Below are 16,877 nucleotides of genomic sequence, written 5' to 3' on the forward strand. Positions count from 1 at the left end.
CTCAAATCAGCTCCTGCAGCCGCCTCACCGGGGAAAATCGATCGAGGCGCTGCTGAGCTTACCTGATTCCTCGCGCTGATCATGCCAACGCCCGATAGATGACGTTGCCCTCGAACAGGCGGCGCGCGGTACGGTAGACCGCGCCGAACTCGGCCTTGGCCGCACCGCCCTCGCCTGCGACGACGCGTGCATCAACCAGCGTGACACCGGATGGATGCGCGATCCGGATCGGACCTGTCGCATCGCAGAGACCAGCCGGCAGGCTGCCTGGCACACGCGCGGCGACCGCAAGACAGATTGCGCCGGTGATCGGCACGGCCCGATGCGGCTGGCCGACCGAGATCATGCGGACCCAGATGTCGGCGTCCGCGGCCTTGAGCTCGCGTCCCGAAAGCGCGCGCCCGGCGCGGGGGCCCGACACCATCGCTATCTTGGGAATGCCGGTCATACGCCGCGCCTCTCCGATATCGGCGGCAATTCCCATCGCGACCGACGCCGCGCAACGGATGTCTTCCATCCGCTTGAGAAACGCGGCATCGCTCTCCAGGGCCTCCGGCAGCTCGTCGCCCGCTTTGCCGACCGCGCGCACGTCGAGGAAAACGCAGGGATTGGCGGCATCGATGCAGGATGCTTTCACGGAGCCGAGGCCATCGATCTGGAAGACGTCGAAAGCCCTGCCGGTCGGCAGCAGCTTTCCGGTGCGCGCACCGCCCGGCTCGAGAAACTCGAGCCGGATCGGCGCAGCCTTGCCCGCCACACCGTCGATCTCGATGTCGCCTTGAGCGGCGAGCTTGCCGTCTTCGACGGGAAAGCGGGCGACGATGATCTTCGACGTATTGGTGTTGTGGATGCGCACGATGGCCTCGCCGCCAGCCGGGGCCGTCACCAGGCCCTCCTCCAGCGCGAACGGCCCGACCGCCGACGACATGTTGCCGCAGTTCGCGCCGTAGTCGACGAAGGTGTCGCGCACACCGATCTGCGCGAATGTGTAGTCGACATCGGCGTCCGGCCGGCTCGGTTTGCCGATCACGCATATCTTCGACAGCGACGAAATCCCCCCGCCCATGCCGTCGAGCTGCCGGCCGTTGGGGTCGGGCGAGCCCATCACCTCGAGGAAGATCGGATCCCATGCCTTCTCATCCCGGGGCAAGTCGTCGCGCCGAAACATGACGGCCTTCGACGTGCCACCCCGCATGAAAACCGCACGCAGCCGGTTGGTCTCCATAAGCTCCTCTTCTCCTTCAGGCGGCTGGCTTGCGGCCGATAGCGGCATCTTCGCGCTGGCGCCAGGCGATCAACCGGCGGATACCTTCCTCGATGGAAACCTCCGGCTTCCAGCCCAGCATTGTCTCGATCTTGGCGCGGCTGAAATCAAGCTGCGCCGTGGCGCTGGCCCGCACCGCCGCAGTATTGGCCTTGTGAACCGGCTTCAGCCTGGTGCCGGTGATCTGCACCAGAAGCTCCACGATCCGGTTGAGCGAAGTGGCGACGCCGGTGGCGACATTGAAGCTTTCGCCGGTGACGTCGGAAGCCATCGCCATGACATTGGCGCGGGCGACATCGGCGACGTGGATGTAATCGTGCACCTCGCTGCCGTCATCGGGGATGACCGGCGGCTCGCCGCGCAGGATGCGGTCATAATTCTCCATGATGTAGAGTGCGTTGACGCCGCGGTAATGCTGCCGTTCGCCATAGACGGTGGCATAGCGGAGCGCGATCGCGCCGATGCCGTAGCGGGCGCTGTAAAGCTTGCACAGGTTCTCGCCGATGATTTTCGTGCAGGCATAGAGCGCTGCCGCGGGCTGGAAGGTCGCAAGGTTAGTCGGCCGCGTCTCGTCGATCAGGCCGGGCGCCGGATCGCCATAGGTCGCAACCGACGAGGAGAACACCACCCGCTTCACGCCGCGATAGCGGCAGGCCTCGAAAATGTTGACCTGCCCCTCGACGTTGACGGCAAGACCCAGACTAGGATTCTGGCTGAGCGGCAAGGTGAGAAAGCCGGCGATCGCGAACACACCGTCGGTGCCTTCGAACGCGTCGTACAGTTCGTTGATGCACAGGATATCGCCGCGCACGAGCTTGATGCGCGGATTGCCGATCAGGTCCTTGACGACATCCGGACTGCCGAGCGCGTAATTGTCGAGCAGGACCACTTCGCGCGCGCCGCGCGCCAGGAGCTCCTCCGCCACGTGGGAGCCGATCAGGCTGGCCCCGCCGGTGACGACGAATTTTCCATCAGCGATTGTCATGGAGACCCTTGCAATGACGTGTCGCGGCGCGCGACAGCGCGTGCCAGCGCAGGCGAATGAGGACAGCGGACTGAAGGCCGCGGCCGCCCGCGCCCTCGTCAGCGCCAGGCATCATAGGAGGCATGCTCAAACTGTCAACAGTTGTCACTTTGGCCTCAAGGCGCTAAGAACGCGCGGGACCGCCCGAACAAGCCAAGCAAAACAAAGGGAGGATTTCGCCGTGGAAGAGTATGACGTCATTGTAGCAGGCTGCGGCAATGCCGCGTTGTGTGCCGCGATATCGGCGCATGAGAACGGCGCGCGCGTCCTGGTGCTGGAACGGGCCCCCGAGCACGAAAAGGGCGGCAACTCCTATTTCACGGCGGGCGGCTTCCGCTTCGTCCACGAAGGCGCCGGCGATATCGCGCGCGACATCATCCCGGACATGACGGCAGAGGAGCGGGCGAAGATCGTCATCCCGCCGCATACGCGCGAGTTCTATTTCGATCAGTTGATGGAGGTGACCCATCATCAGGCCGACGAGGAGCTGGCACGCGTCCTGATCGACCGCTCGCGCATGACCATGGGATGGCTGCGCAGCCACGGCATCCGCTTCGTGCCGATGTACGGCCGCCAATCCTTCCTGGTCGACGGCAAGCATCACTTCTATGGCGGCGTGAACATCGAAGCGGTCGGCGGCGGCGTCGGCCTCGTCGAAGCCGAGCTTGCGCGCGCGCAAAAGCTCGGGATCGAGATCCGCTACGGCACCGCGCTGATCGGGCTCGTGCAGCGCAACGACCGCGTCGTCACCGGCGTCAAGGTACGCACCCGGGAGGGCTATGCCGAGATCGCGACCAGGTCGGTGATCCTCGCGTGCGGCGGCTTTGAGTCCAATCCGGAGATGCGCGTGCGCTATCTCGGTCCGGGCTGGGATCTCTGCCGGGTGCGAGGCACCCGCCACAACATGGGCGAAGGCATCTTTGCCGCGCTCGCGATCGGCGCCCGCCCCTACGGCAACTGGTCGAGCTGCCATGCCTGCGAATGGGACATCTCGGCGCCGCCCTACGGCGATCGCTGGGTCTTGGACAACTTCCAGAAGCACTCCTACCCGCTCGGCATCATGGTCAACATCAATGGCAAACGGTTTGTCGACGAAGGCGAGGACTACCGCAACCTGACCTACGCCAGGTTCGGCCGCGAGATCATGAACCAGCCGCGACGCACCGCAATCCAGATCTTCGACCAGCAGACGGTGGCGATGCTGCGCGACGAATATCGCATCAAGCAGGTCACCAAGGCCGAGTCGGATACGATTGCCGGGCTCGCGAAAGAGCTCGATCTCGATCCGGTCGAGCTCGAAAAGACCGTCAATGAATACAATGCGGCCTGCGGCCCCGAGCCGTACAATCCCGCCGTGCTCGACGGCAAGGCGGCGCGCGGCATCACGCCGCCGAAATCGAACTGGGCGCTGCCGATCAACAAGCCGCCTTACGTCGCCTATGTCACCACGACCGGTATCACCTTCACCTTCGGCGGCTTGCAGATCAACGACCGCGGCGAGGTGCAGGACATGACTGACCAGTCGATTCCCGGCCTCTACGCCGCAGGCGAACTGGTCGGCGGCCTGTTCTTCGAGAATTATCCCGGCGGCACCGGGCTGATGTCGGGCTCGGTGTTCGGCAAGCTTGCCGGCGAGAGTGCGGCGGCTTACGTCGGGGCAGAGCCGCGGAAGTCCGCGGCGTGAGCGGGAATGGCGTTTTCGCAACGCGGCGACTTTCCTATTCGAATGTCAAACAGCGGAAGGACACACGTCCGCATTCTCGCGGCATGAAATCGCCCGAGTGATGCATCAATCGTGGCCCTCGAAATCAGGAGGGCGCAGGGAATGCCGGGTGCCGTTGCACCCGCGAGCCTCGCGTGCAGCAAATGCGCAAAGAACGCACACGAGTCATCAACAGGTACAACCGAACACACTCCGGCATTCCCTGCGCGATGGTTTTCGGCTTATACGTGCTCTCCTTGGTGTGCCGGGCTTTTTAGCCACCATCGCCTGAAGATCATCAGCTTCAAGCTTGATCCCAGCGTCGGGGGATCAGGACCACACGATTTCGCCGCCCGTGAGCGATGTTTTCGTCGGCGCACCAAGCGCGCTGAACACCCTCACGTCCACCGCATCCTGTCTCCTACGTCCGTGACGATCGCGAGCCGCCCCTCCTGTGGAATCAGGATGGGTGGGAGTGAAACATGATTTTCTGGAAAACGGAAGATAAATATTTTTGCGCGGAGGGCTGGACAAGGCAAATCAGATTGACATTGCTCAAGAAAATTGTGGTTTTGGCGCGGCCTTCTTCATTCGGGGTTTGGCTCGTGCTTCCGCCTCCGCTCTTTCCAAGACGCATTTCCTTTGCACTGCTACTTTTACGCGATGACCATGTTTGATAAAAGGTTCTCTTGACCCGAACACGAAGGCCGAGGGGCAAGCAAGTGGAACAGAAAAGGGACGAACGCGGCGTAGACATACAAGCAACCAAAATACTCGCGGGGCTTAGAGAGTTGGAAGATTTACTCGAAGAGCCCGAGACTGGCGAGGCGCTGGACCTAGCGAAGAATGCGCGAACGACCGAGCAGTACAACATATTGAGACGTCTCAAGCGAAGCTTGACCCAATATTTGGAACGCGACGGCGACCTTTTCTACGTTGGCTTGGTTGGGCATTTCTCTTCTGGCAAGTCTAGCACAATAAATTCAATTCTCGACATTTGGCGTACTGATCAAGCGAGACAAACCGACCTTAACCCCACGGATACAACGATCACACTAATCACGAGCGAAGGGAACTCAAAATCCCTTTTGGGGGTCATACGGGAGGGACACGTTACCATTCGCCATGAGTCAGTCGAAAACGAATTGCTTCAGAAGGTAGTCATAGCCGACACGCCAGGCAGTGGAGATACACAGTTTGTGGAAGAGGTGGCACGAGATTTTCTGCCGATTTGCGACGTAATCCTGTTCTTCTTTGCCGCCACAAGCCCGTTGGACAAAACGGATTTGCCGCTCCTGACCGAAATCCACAAACGACTGCGCTTTATTCCTTTACGATTTATCATAACAAGAGCGGATGAGTTCCGAGTTGACCTATCAAAGCGTGTGTCGGAGACAAACATAGATGCGGCCAAGCGCGACCGATTTTTGGGAGATGTCCTCACAAGGCTAAATAAGGTATTGCATCCGACCGTTTGCACGGAGGAGAGCTTTATTCTGATCGACAATAAGGCCGCATACAATATTGATAGGCTCGTAGAACTGATCCAGACAAAGTGCGATCCAGACAATCCGAGCGCAAGGATTGTAATGCATGGGCACAAGCTGCATTACTTTCAATCGACCGCAAGGGAACTGAAGACTTTCTTCGGAAATTTTATCGACGATAAGCTGCGTGAGCTGAACACGATTGTAAGCACAGCGGAACAAAACATCCAGCTTTACGACAAGAACGTGCTGATATCAGCCTGACCAAGAACTGGTTAGATCAACTGACATCAATTCGTGCAAGTCGCGAACGCACCCAAAAAAGCCTACGTGGTCTCGACGCGATACCAGCAACCATCAATAGTTTTGACTCGGTGCTGAAGCGACGTGCGGAAATCATGAAATCGATTTCTGATCATGCGCAATTCACCTCGCGCCAAGTTCGGCTCAAAGTTAAGCTAGAAGTATCGAAGAATTTGCGAACCCGAATAGAGCAACTCGAACTCTGGCGACAGGATTCGATCACGGTCCACGCGGAAAAGATGGCAGCCAACTTAGTCGGGGTAGATCCTGATACAATTCTCCCTTTGATACCGACAAGCTTAACCGTGGATTGGAGTAATTTGCGGGACGCCAAGGCTGCCACACTACGAGAAGCGGCGGCCGGTCTCCGAAGAGCTTCCGAAGAGTTGGCGACCTTGATAGGCGAGCGTGTTCCAGTGCGGGAATGCGAGACTGAGGTGAACGATGCCAAAACCTCTTTAACTCTCGATTTAGATAAGTTCTTTAGAAACGCTGAATTGTATCGAGATGGTGTTTTTTCGCATACGACGAAAGAGTCTATTGCCACGCTTGGTATAGGCGCTCGACTTGATGCGCTCGAGTCTGAGTTCACCGAAAGCGATAGAACAGCCTACATCCGCGACACCATGCAATCCCTCTTCCCGGATTTCACTGAAATTTCCGCGAAGGCACTTACGAACTTTGCTGCGATTGAAAAGGATCTTCGCCCGCTTGTCAGCAACCTAGACGATCTGAAAATTCCATCGCCAACGACCGCGTCCCGCGACGTACGTCCTCTTATCGACCGTGAGGAATCTCAGCTCCAAGCTTCCATCACGAGTCAACTCGAAGAGGATGTTCAGCACCTAGGCAGACGGCTAGACATTCAGTTATCGAGTGCTATTGCGGAAGCAAGTCGCCAGCTTGACGCCGATCTTCGCAGCGCTCGGCGAAGGCGTAGATGGAAGTACGCCTTGGCGGTAGCTGGACCAGCAGCCCTTGTCTTTGTCGGCTATCTTTTTTATGCATACCTGAATCGCGATGTGCCGCAGGATTCGTTCAACGCGGTCCTGTGGAACTTGGTGGCAGGCGTGATTTTTTCGGGGATAGCAACCGGCGTTGCAGGTTGGCGCGATGAGTTTCCCAAAAATCGCAAGCGCCTTTTGGATGACGCGCGATCAATGCTAAAAGGTAAGATTTTGGCTATCGTTGACGATGCATTGAAGTCCCATGAGTTTTCAGTGCTGGACGACACGAAACTTCCTCAAAGGCTATCAGAGGCGTGTGCAAATATAGTAAGTGTCGATCCAGACGGTTGGGACCAAATAGCCGCCGAGCGGCTTGACGCGCTTAGACGCCACGAAACGGAGTATCGTCGCCTTCGTAACGAATACGAACAAATGATGGAGGTGGTGTTTGAGCGCACATCATCCTATTTCAGTGATGCGAGTAAGAACCTTGAACGATTGAATGAAGTCGCTGCGCGCGTGAAGAAAGCGGCAATAGAGCCATCCTTTGAATTGCTTGCTCAAACGAAGGCTTCTCTTGAGGATGTGAAACATCAAATTCATTCCGTTGAATTCAATGCATGAAATGCCATTATGTATTTTTCAATCCGTGCGTCGCTTCCGCAATGCTCGCAACGGAGTGGGTCAACGTGAGGACTGTCGCTCGGAATTGCACAGTCGGCGCCGAGATAAGCCGCGGTTGCCGCGTCGACCTCGCGCGGATAGGGCGGATCGAGTTCGCCGGTCATGATCAGGATGCGATGGCCGGTGGGAGCAGAACGGCACTCACGCAAAATGACAGGCGACCCGATGCTGCTGCGGCTTGCCGGGCTTGGCCTCGAGCCCAGGCTCGCGCTCGGCGCAGATGTCCCTGGCGATCGGGCAGCGGGTTCGGAAGCGGCAGCCCGACGGCGGATTGATCGGTGACGGCACGTCGCCGCGCAGCACGATCCGCTCCCGCTTCTTGCCGGGGACCGGCTCCGGCATCGCCGACAGCAGCGCCTTGGTATAGGGATGCAGCGGAGTGCGATAGAGCTGCTCGGTCAGGCCAAGCTCGACGATCTTGCCGAGGTACATCACCGCAATGCGGTCGCTGATGTAGCTGACCACCGCAAGGTTGTGCGCCACGAACACGTAAGTGAGCTGCAATTCGCGCTTGAGTGCGACCAGCAGATTGAGGACCTGCGACTGGATCGACACGTCGAGCGCGGAGACCGGCTCGTCGGCGACGACCAGCTTCGGCCGCAGCACCAGCGCCCGCGCAATGCCGATGCGCTGGCGCTGCCCGCCCGAGAATTCGTGCGGGTAACGTGGCGCCGCATCCTGCCGCAATCCCACCTTGTCGAGAATGTCGTGCACCAGTCTGTCCCTGGCGCGGCCGCTGGCGATGCCTTGCGCATCGAGTCCCTCGGCGATGATGTCGCCGACCGTCATGCGCGGATCGAGCGATCCGCTCGGATCCTGGAAGATGAACTGCATGTGGCGGCGTAGCGATTTCAGTTCGGAGGGACGCGACGACGCCGTGCTGCGTCCCTCGAAGGAGAGCTCGCCGGAGGTCGCTTCCAGGAGACGAACCAGAACGCGGCCGAGCGTCGACTTGCCGCAGCCGGATTCACCGACCACGCCCAGCGTTTCTCCCGGAAAGATCTCGAGATCGACCCCATCGACCGCGCGTACCTGTCCGGTGACACGCTGCAACAGGCCGCTGCGCACCGGAAAGTGCTTGACGACGCCGCGGGCGCTCAAGAGCGGCTCAGGCATGGAGCACCCCCTCACCGCATGATCGCAGTCGCGGCGTCCGCAGCCAGCAAGCCGCCCGCCCCTCTTTTCCTTCCACCAGCGGCGGCTCCTCGCGCCGGCAGCGCTCGGTGGCATGGTCGCAGCGCGCCGCGAAGCGACAACCTGGCGGCCAGTTGAGCGCGCTGGGCACCTTGCCGGGAATGACCTTGAGCGGCTCGGCCTGCGTCATCCCGAGCAGCGGAATCGAGCGCAAGAGCGCCTCAGTATACGGGTGTTGCGGATTGCGGAAGATCGCTTCGACCGCTCCCCGCTCCACCACGCGCCCGGCATACATCACGGCAACATCGTCGCACATCTCCGCCACGACGCCGAGGTCGTGGGTGATGAGGATGATCGACATGCCAAGCCGCGCCCGCAGCTCACGCAACGACTCCAGGATTTGCGCCTGGACGGTGACATCGAGCGCGGTCGTCGGCTCGTCGGCGATCAGGAGCCGCGGCTCGCAGGCGAGCGCCATCGCGATCATCACCCGCTGCCGCATGCCGCCGGAGAGCTGATGCGGATAGGCAAAGAAGCGCTGCTCGGGCGAAGGGATTCCGACCAGGCCCAAGAGTTCGACCGCACGATCGCGGGCCTGACGCGCGCTGATCTTCCTGTGCAGCCGGATCGCCTCGGTGATCTGGCTGCCCGCCGTATAGACGGGGTTGAGCGAGGTCATCGGCTCCTGGAAGATCATCGAGATGGCGTTGCCCCGCACCTCTTGCATCTCTGCTTCCGGAAGGGCGGCAAGGTCGCGTCCGTCGAACATGATGCGGCTATCGCCAAGCACGCGACCGGGCGCTTCGATCAGGCGCATGATCGAGAGCGCGGTCACGCTCTTGCCGCTGCCGGATTCACCGACGATTCCGAGCGTGCGTCCCTCCGCGATCTCCAGGTCGACTCCGTCGACCGCCCTGATCACGCCCGTTCGCGTGTGGAAGGTGGTCCGCAGGTTTTCGACCCGGAGCAGCATGGTGGCCGCCTTCAGCTCGCAGCGAGATCGGTGCTGGTCGGAAGCGGCGGCGAGAATCGGCCGTCGGCCGCGGTCCAGCCGCCATCGACCAGAAGATAGGAGCCGGTGACGTAGGAGCTCGCGTTGGAGGCAAGGAAGATGAGCGCGCCGGCGAGCTCCGACGGTTGCGCCCAGCGGCGCAGCATCGACTTGTCGGCATAGGCGCGATACCAGGCCTCGTTCTGCTTGATCTGGAGGGTCAATGGCGTCTCGACGACACCGGGCGCGATCACGTTGGCCCGAACGCCACGCTCGCCGAACTCCGCCGCCAGCGCCCGCACCATTTGCAGCGTTCCGGCCTTCGTCGCCGCATAGACGCCTTGCCCCGGCTCGACCACCATCGCGCGCACGCTGGAGAAGGCGATGATGCTGCCGCCGCCGCGGGCGGCCATCCGCGGCGCGAAAGCGCGGAAAGCCCTGAACGCGCCCTTGAGATTGAGGCCGATCACGCGATCGAATTCGTCATCGCTGATGTCGACCAGCCGCTTGCGCACATTGATCGCGGGCGTCACGACCAGCACGTCGGGCGCTCCGACCGCGGCGGCCGCGTCTGCAATGCTCTTCGCATCCGAGAGGTCGACATGAAGCGCTTCGGCGGAATGTCCGGCGGCCTTGATCGTCGCGGCCGTCTCGCGCGCATTCGCCATGTCGATGTCGCCGCACACGACATGCGCGCCGTGGCTTGCAAGACCGAAGCATCCGGCCTGACCGATGCCTTTTGCGGCACCGATGACAAGCGCGCGTTTGCCGGTCAGGTCGAAGAGTTTTGAATAGTTTTCCATGGGTCACGTCCTCCTGATAATGGTTCACATCACGGGTTTGCGCTCAGTCCACGGCCGGGCCTGCTCAAAGGCACGGGCGGCGCGGAGCACCAGCGCTTCCTGATTGGGTGGGGCGATCACCTGCAAGCCGACCGGCAGGCCATCGACGAAGCCGCATGGAATCGAAGCCGCGGTGAAGCCCGCGAGATTGACCGCGAGCGTATAGGCGACCAGCGCCGGAATGCGTTCGGCGGGCCCGACCGATTCGATCACCGGCGCGGTGAATCCGAGCGTCGGCGACAGCACGAGATCGCAGTTAACGAAGGCGGCTTCGAACGAACGAATGAATTCGGCGCGCCGGCGCACGGCCTGCGAATAGCGGGCGCCGCTCACGCGCTTGGCATCCGCGAATCTCTCCCGCGCATATTGCGTCAATTTGCGGCGGGAGACTGCATCCGAATAGAGCGCCTCGCCTAGCGCCGCATAGCGGTCGACGAAGTCGAGTATCTTCCAGGCTTCGTCGATGCCTTGCGTGTCGATGGTCACGGGATCATCGACAAACATCGCGCCGAGCTCACCGAGGCCGAGCGCGGTCTTCTTGACAGCGGCAATGACGGCAGCGTTGACGCGGCCAGTGAGGCTTCGATCCTCCCACCATCCGAGCCGCAATCCTTTGATGCCGTCATCGAGCCCCGCGAGATAGTCGGGCGGCTCATCCAGCCGGCAGAAGGGATCGGCGACGGACGGCTGCGCCAAAAGCTGCAGCATTGTCGCCGCATCGCGCACGTCGCGGCAGATCGGGCCTATGCAGGAAAGGAACAGCGTGGAGCCGAACGAGCCGTGGCGCGGTACCCGGCCGTTGCTCGGCAACACGCCGAGCACCCCGCACATCGCCGAGGGCAGCCGGATCGATCCACCGGAATCGCTGCCAAGCGCCAGCGGGCCGAAGCCGGCCGCGACGCTCGCCGCCGCCCCTCCGCTCGATCCCCCGGACGTGCATCTGATATCCCAGGGATTGACGCATTCGGGCGCGACGCGGCCGACGGTGCGCCAGAACGTCCCAAATTCAGGCGTAGCGGTCTTGCCGATGATCACGCCGTCGGCCGCCTTCAGACGCGCGACGTGCAGCGAATCCTGATCCGGCACGTGATCGGCATAGACCCGCGAGCCGCCGGTGGTGCGGATTTCCTTGGTCCAGAACTGATCCTTGATCGAGACCGGCACGCCTGCCAGCGGCCCGACGGGCTCGCCGCGATCGATCCGCCGATCGATCGCCCTGGCCTGGTCGAGCGCGACGTCCGCCGACAGCGTGAAGAACGTGTGGAGGCGCCGATCGAGCGCCTCGATCCTTTCGATGAAATGCGTCGCGACCTCGGTCGCCGACAAGCGCCGTGCCACGATGGCCTCGCGGATCTGCCAGGCGGACATCCAATGCAGATCGGATGGCAAATTGGTCATGGCGTCGGTCTTGTTCAGCATGATCAGCCTCGTGGATCCAGCGCGTCGCGAAGGCCGTCACCCATGAGGTTGAAGCCGACGACGACGAACACGATTGCAATTCCCGGACTGAGCGCAAGCCACGGCGCGAGCGCCATCACCGAGGTCGATTCCGCGATCATTCCGCCCCAGGTGGGATCGGGCGGCTGCACGCCGAGCCCGAGGAATGAGAGCGACGCTTCGGTCAAAATCGCAAGGGTGACGGTCAACGACGCCTCGACGATCAGGGGTGCCGCAATATTCGGCAGCACATGCCGGTACAACGTCCGCGCGCGCGACACGCCGAGCCCGATCGCTGCGGCGATGAAATCGCGCTCCCGAACCGACAGGGTCGAAGCCCGCGCCACGCGTGCGAAACGCGGCATGAACAATAATCCCATGGTGAGAACAAGATTCGGCAGGTTCGGCCCGAGCGCTGCGACCAGCGCAATCGCGAGCAGCAGCGCCGGAAAGGCCTGCAGCACATCGAGGATACGCATCATGACGGCGTCGATCAGGCCGGTGAAGTATCCGGCGACGAGGCCGATCACCGTCCCGGACACGAAGGCGAGCGCGGCGCTCAGGCAGGCGACGCTGAGCGAGCTGCGAGCCGCAAAGAGAATGCGCGTCAGGACGTCGCGCCCGAGCAGATCCGTTCCGAGCAGATACTGGCTCGACGGCGGCGACAGCGACGCGTCGGCGATCTCCATCGGATCGTGCGAAGTCAGATAAGGCGCTGCAAGCGCAAGTCCGACCGACAGCAGCACCATGGCCGCGCCGACGGCCAACGGCGGGTTCAGGCGCAGGCGCAGCCGGCGCGAGGGGATTGCGCTCTCCTCGCCATCCGCTAGTCCGCTCAATGGCGCGCTCGTCCGGTCCGGCGCGCCGATCACAGTCGACTGTGCCTCAGCCATGTTGCTGGATTCTCGGATCGAGGAGGTAGTAGCTGAGGTCGACCGCGATATTGATCAGGACCACCAGCGTCGTGACCACCAGCACCGTCGCCTGCACCTGGGTGTAGTCGCGATGATAGATGGCATTGAGCATCAACTGGCCGATGCCGGGCAGGCCGAAGACCTGCTCGACAACCACCGCACCTGCGACCAGTTGCGCGGCCGTGACGCCGATCGCGGTCACCACCGGCAACAGCGCGTTGCGAAGGCCGTGCCGCAGCAGCACGCGAGCGCGGCCGGCTCCCTTGGCGCGCGCGGTCGCCATGTAAGGCTCCGCCAGCACCTCCAGCATGGCCGCGCGCGTATAGCGCATGATCGTCGTGGCCGAGGCGAGCGAAAGGACGACGGCCGGCAGCAGCAGGGTCTGAAGTCCGCCAAGCGGATCGCCCGCAAGGTCGACGGCGCCAAGCGTCTTGAATGAAGGCAGATAGATCGAAAGCAACAGCACGGCCGTCACCCCGACAAAAAACGGTGGCGTCGAGAGGCCGAGCAAGCCTGCGCCACGGATGATGAAGTCAGGCCAGCGCCCGCGCGTCGTCGCCGCCACCACGCCTCCGGGCAGCCCGATCATGATCGCGAAGATCAGTGAGAGCGCTGTCAGCACGAGAGTCACCGGGAGATGCGCGGCGATCTGCGGGCCGACCGGAAATCCAAAAACCAGCGAGTTGCCGAAGTCGCCATGGAGCGCGGCGAGGAGCCAGAGGCCATATTGGACCGGAAGCGGCTGGTCGAGATTGAGTGCATGGCGGATGTTCTGGGCTGCCGCGGAGTTTGCCGCGACCGTCGGTCCCGCCAGCACGCTGACGATGTCGCCGGGGATGAGATGGATGATCGCAAAGCTGATCAGGGAAACTCCGAACAGCACCGGCACGGCGAGCACGATGCGTCGGGCGGCATATCTGAGCATCGCTTACTCCATCGAAAATTCCGGCGCTTACCGCGCTATTGCAGCCAGGCCTGGCGCAGATAGACGCGCTGCGCCGACGGCAGGGCGCGGTAGCCTTTAAGCTTCGTCGACCACATCTCCCAACGCAATGCCGCAGCACAGGGGGTGATGACATAAGCCATGTCGGCGATGCGCTGCTGGACCGCGCGATAAATGCGCTTTCGCTCGTCCGCATCATAGCTCTGACGTCCCTTGGCCAGGAGATCATCCAGCACGGGATCTTTGGTCTTGCCCGGATTGACGGTTGAGTGGGAGTCGAGCCGGATCGAGATGTTGGTGTCAGGATCGGGGCCCCAGACCAGGCCCGCCATCGAGATCGGCGATTCCGTCGACTGGAAATCGGCGACCAGATTGCCCCACTCCTTCTGCAGGATCTTGATCCTGATGCCGATGCGCCCGACGAGCTGCTGGACGATCTGCGCGATCTGAACGTCGCCAAAGCCCGCCGGCGAGACCGCAAACGTCGTGTCGAAGCCGCCAGCGTAGCCGGCTTCCGCGAGCAGCGCCTTGGCCGCCGCGACGTCTTCCTTGGCGTATGGCAGGCCCAGCACTTCGCCGCTCGGCACCGCGAACGGCGCCTGGATTGGCGGCAGCGCCGCGCTCAAGCCGGCGCGGCCGCGCCAGACCACCTTGACGATCAGCTCGCGATTGAGCGCAAGACTGAATGCGCGTCGCACCCGGACATCGTTGAACGGCGGACGGCGCTGGTCGAATTCGAGCAGCATCAACCTCGAATAGGATTCCGGCTCGGGCGCCACGATGTTGCTGACGCCGTGCATTTGTGCGGCCGAGTCCGGCGAGCTGAGCCAGGTCAACTGCACGCTTCCGGCCCGCAACGCCGCCATGCGGCTGCCTTCATCGGGAATGATGCGGAAGTCGAGGCCGTCGAGATAAGGCAACCCCGGCTCGTAGTAGTCAGGGTTGCGCTTCAGCCGCACCAGCGAATCCGGCTGAAAGTCCTCGAGCATGAACGGCCCGGTGCCAACGCCGCCCTTGACCAGATCGCCGCGTTTCTTGACGTCTTCGCGACTGACGATCGCGGCATATTTGATCGTGGCGAGATAGTTGAGGAACGGCGAAAAGGGATTGGCGAGGCGGAAGACGACGGTTCGCGCATCCGGCGTCTCGATCGCGCGGATCACCGAGAAGATCGACACCCAGGGCGAGCGCGTCGCGGGATCGACCAGACGCTCGAACGTGAACTTGACGTCATCGCTGGTGAGCGCAGCGCCGTTGTGGAATTTCACGCCCTCGCGCAAATGAAAGATGAAGGTTTGCTGATCGGGATTTTCCCAGGCGGTCGCGAGATCCGGCTCGACATGGCTTGCGGTCGCGTCCCAGCGGAGCAGGCAGGTGTAGACGTGCTCGGCGATGTTGTCGGTCGAAAACGCCGCCGTCTTGTGCGGGTCGAGCCCGATCGGGTTGTCGTCCTGACCGATGGTCAAGACGCCGCCGCGCTTGGGCGCATTCGCCTCGTCGTCCGCCGCGGCCGGCGAGATCGCGCCGGAGCCGAGAGCAGCAAGCCCGATCCCGGCCGAGCCGAGGAATTGCCTTCGCGTGACGTCGGTCCTCATGTCGCTCTCCACTGGATCGATCGATATCTACGCATGGCTTCCGCCACGCAACTCCCGCAGCGTTGAAATCAGGACGCGGGTTCGAGCGATCCCGCGAGGCGCGGATCGCTATATTTCTTGGTGACTCCGGCGCGGCGCAAGTCCTGCGCGTAGAGCTCGAGCAGCGAGCGGATGACATCCGGGTACTTTGCCGCGACATTCGTCGTCTGCTTCGGATCGGCGCGCAAATCGTAAAGCTCGACCGGCTCGCTCGACGTCGCATAAAGCAACGACCATTGCTGCGTGGTGATGGTGACCGGTTGCCACTCGACGACGGTGCGCATCAGATCATCGACGACTTCGACGGTGTCGCCGGGATTGGCGAGCGGCAGCGCCGTCAGCACGTGATCGCGCCCCTCGAAGGCCTGGCCAAGCACGCCGGGAAGCAGCGAAAGCCCCTGCATCTCCGGCTGGCGCGGCAGGCCGGCCATGTCGCAGATGGTCGGCGCGATGTCGAGCGCGCAGGCGAGCTTGCTGGTTCGCCCAGGTTTCGCACCCGGTACATGGATCAACAGCGGCACCCTGGCGATTTCCTCATAGAGCGGCGAGCGCATCCACGTCGCTTCGCCGGGCGCCCTGCGGACCATCTTGCCCATCAGCCCGTGCTCGCCCAGCAGGAAGCCATGGTCGGAGACAAAGATGATCGCGGTCGAGTCCTCGATGCCGAGATAGGCAAGTTGATCGAGGAGATGCCCGATCCAGCGATCGACCAGCTCGAGCTCGCCGCTATAGAGCGCGCGCGCAACCGCAATGTCGCGATCCGTCATGCCATGCTTCTTGCACTCGCCATAGGGCGGATGCACGCGTTCGCCGGCATAGTCGGGAAGATAGTGGCGCGTATAATAGGCCGGCGGATCCCAGGGCTCGTGCGGATCCCAGGTGTCGACGAGCGCGAAGAACTTGTCGTCGTAGATCTGCTCCAGGCATTTGGCCGCCTGCACCATGGTCAGCGGCGCCGGACAGTCCATCTCGCCGGTGCGCGGATCAGGCTGCACCTTGCCGGTGATCGGCCATTGCGGAAGCTTGCCGCCGCCCTGGCGCTTGGTCTTGTTCGGCGCGCTGTACGAGCTGTAATGCGGCGTTCCCAGAAGCTGGGACTTCATGTCGTAGAAGTAGTTGAAGCCGCGGTCATATTGATAGCCGTTGACCTGATAGAACGGCGTATCGGCCACGCCGAGCGTGGTGTAACCCGCTTCCGTCAACGTGGTCGCAATCGAGCGGTCCGTGCGCGGCAGTGCACCCCAGCCGACACCGGCAAAGGCGGGCTTGCCGGTGAGATAGTCGTAGCGGGCCGGCACCGTCGGAAAGCTCGACGCATAATAGCGATCGAACACCATCGAGCGCGCCGCGAGCCGATCGAGATTGGGCGTCCGGACATGGCCGCCGTTGTAGCCCAGCATGTCCCAGCGGACGGTGTCGGATACGATCATCAAAATGCGGTCCACCACGGCACACTCCCTTTTTCTGTTCTTGAACGTCCAGTAAAATATCACACATCACGCGTCAACGGTCAACAGTAAAATATCATATAGTACATTTACTGATGCGCGAATCTCGGCTAGGTGACAGCC

The 16,877-nt window shown here is 62.2% G+C and carries 13 protein-coding genes; 3 read left to right on the forward strand and 10 right to left on the reverse strand.

Going from position 1 to position 16,877, the window contains the following annotated elements; all coding sequences use genetic code 11:
- Positions 1-79: 79 nt before the first annotated feature.
- Positions 80-1,225, reverse strand: coding sequence for a 2-methylaconitate cis-trans isomerase PrpF family protein (locus tag VKR55_RS12160; protein WP_324403237.1), 1,146 nt, complete (start codon positions 1,223-1,225; stop codon positions 80-82).
- A 16-nt stretch (positions 1,226-1,241) separates the two neighbouring features.
- On the reverse strand, positions 1,242-2,249 hold the full coding sequence (locus VKR55_RS12165; protein ID WP_324403239.1) for an NAD-dependent epimerase/dehydratase family protein: 1,008 nt from the start codon (positions 2,247-2,249) through the stop codon (positions 1,242-1,244).
- Between the two features lie 220 nt (positions 2,250-2,469).
- Between VKR55_RS12165 and tcuA the strand changes: the two genes are divergently transcribed.
- From tcuA to VKR55_RS12180, 3 genes are all read left to right on the forward strand, one after another.
- The gene (gene tcuA, locus VKR55_RS12170) at positions 2,470-3,972 is read left to right on the forward strand and encodes an FAD-dependent tricarballylate dehydrogenase TcuA (protein ID WP_324403241.1); all 1,503 of its coding nucleotides are present in this window, start codon (positions 2,470-2,472) and stop codon (positions 3,970-3,972) included.
- A gap of 740 nt (positions 3,973-4,712) precedes the next feature.
- Complete coding sequence (locus tag VKR55_RS12175; protein ID WP_324403243.1) at positions 4,713-5,741, forward strand: GTPase; 1,029 nt, start codon at positions 4,713-4,715, stop codon at positions 5,739-5,741.
- Positions 5,742-5,875: 134 nt separating this feature from the next.
- Positions 5,876-7,351: a hypothetical protein gene (locus VKR55_RS12180; protein WP_324403245.1), complete on the forward strand. Its 1,476-nt coding sequence runs from the start codon at positions 5,876-5,878 to the stop codon at positions 7,349-7,351.
- Between the two features lie 201 nt (positions 7,352-7,552).
- Here VKR55_RS12180 and VKR55_RS12185 read toward each other — a convergent pair whose 3' ends face one another.
- The 8 genes from VKR55_RS12185 to VKR55_RS12220 all read right to left on the reverse strand — a co-directional run bounded on the left by VKR55_RS12185 (position 7,553) and on the right by VKR55_RS12220 (position 16,754).
- Positions 7,553-8,527, reverse strand: a complete 975-nt coding sequence (locus tag VKR55_RS12185) for an ABC transporter ATP-binding protein (RefSeq protein WP_324403247.1) — start codon at positions 8,525-8,527, stop codon at positions 7,553-7,555.
- A complete protein-coding gene (locus VKR55_RS12190; protein ID WP_324403249.1) occupies positions 8,520-9,518 on the reverse strand; it encodes an ABC transporter ATP-binding protein in 999 nt (332 codons plus the stop codon). The genes VKR55_RS12185 and VKR55_RS12190 overlap by 8 nt, the downstream gene beginning before the upstream one ends.
- Positions 9,519-9,529: 11 nt before the next feature.
- On the reverse strand, positions 9,530-10,339 hold the full coding sequence (locus tag VKR55_RS12195; RefSeq protein WP_324403251.1) for an SDR family NAD(P)-dependent oxidoreductase: 810 nt from the start codon (positions 10,337-10,339) through the stop codon (positions 9,530-9,532).
- Positions 10,340-10,363: 24 nt separating this feature from the next.
- On the reverse strand, positions 10,364-11,797 hold the full coding sequence (locus tag VKR55_RS12200) for an amidase (RefSeq protein WP_324403253.1): 1,434 nt from the start codon (positions 11,795-11,797) through the stop codon (positions 10,364-10,366).
- 2 nt (positions 11,798-11,799) lie between these two features.
- Positions 11,800-12,708, reverse strand: coding sequence for an ABC transporter permease (locus VKR55_RS12205; protein ID WP_324403255.1), 909 nt, complete (start codon positions 12,706-12,708; stop codon positions 11,800-11,802).
- On the reverse strand, positions 12,701-13,654 hold the full coding sequence (locus VKR55_RS12210; protein WP_324403257.1) for an ABC transporter permease: 954 nt from the start codon (positions 13,652-13,654) through the stop codon (positions 12,701-12,703). Before VKR55_RS12210 ends, VKR55_RS12205 begins: the two co-directional genes overlap by 8 nt.
- A gap of 35 nt (positions 13,655-13,689) precedes the next feature.
- Positions 13,690-15,267: an ABC transporter substrate-binding protein gene (locus VKR55_RS12215; RefSeq protein WP_324403259.1), complete on the reverse strand. Its 1,578-nt coding sequence runs from the start codon at positions 15,265-15,267 to the stop codon at positions 13,690-13,692.
- Between the two features lie 68 nt (positions 15,268-15,335).
- The gene (locus tag VKR55_RS12220) at positions 15,336-16,754 is read right to left on the reverse strand and encodes a sulfatase family protein (protein ID WP_324403261.1); all 1,419 of its coding nucleotides are present in this window, start codon (positions 16,752-16,754) and stop codon (positions 15,336-15,338) included.
- Positions 16,755-16,877 lie beyond the last annotated feature (123 nt).

Origin of the sequence: Bradyrhizobium sp. (assembly GCF_035309285.1) — a bacterium.
Taxonomy (GTDB): domain Bacteria; phylum Pseudomonadota; class Alphaproteobacteria; order Rhizobiales; family Xanthobacteraceae; genus Bradyrhizobium.

Bases quoted from the DNA above. Each gene is read 5' to 3' on its own strand.
- VKR55_RS12160 (WP_324403237.1), bottom strand. From the start codon at position 1,225: ATGGAGACCAACCGGCTGCGTGCGGTTTTCATGCGGGGTGGCACGTCG.
- VKR55_RS12165 (WP_324403239.1), bottom strand. From the start codon at position 2,249: ATGACAATCGCTGATGGAAAATTCGTCGTCACCGGCGGGGCCAGCCTG.
- VKR55_RS12180 (WP_324403245.1), top strand. From the start codon at position 5,876: ATGAAATCGATTTCTGATCATGCGCAATTCACCTCGCGCCAAGTTCGG.
- VKR55_RS12185 (WP_324403247.1), bottom strand. From the start codon at position 8,527: ATGCCTGAGCCGCTCTTGAGCGCCCGCGGCGTCGTCAAGCACTTTCCG.
- VKR55_RS12190 (WP_324403249.1), bottom strand. From the start codon at position 9,518: ATGCTGCTCCGGGTCGAAAACCTGCGGACCACCTTCCACACGCGAACG.
- VKR55_RS12195 (WP_324403251.1), bottom strand. From the start codon at position 10,339: ATGGAAAACTATTCAAAACTCTTCGACCTGACCGGCAAACGCGCGCTT.
- VKR55_RS12200 (WP_324403253.1), bottom strand. From the start codon at position 11,797: ATGCTGAACAAGACCGACGCCATGACCAATTTGCCATCCGATCTGCAT.
- VKR55_RS12205 (WP_324403255.1), bottom strand. From the start codon at position 12,708: ATGGCTGAGGCACAGTCGACTGTGATCGGCGCGCCGGACCGGACGAGC.
- VKR55_RS12210 (WP_324403257.1), bottom strand. From the start codon at position 13,654: ATGCTCAGATATGCCGCCCGACGCATCGTGCTCGCCGTGCCGGTGCTG.
- VKR55_RS12215 (WP_324403259.1), bottom strand. From the start codon at position 15,267: ATGAGGACCGACGTCACGCGAAGGCAATTCCTCGGCTCGGCCGGGATC.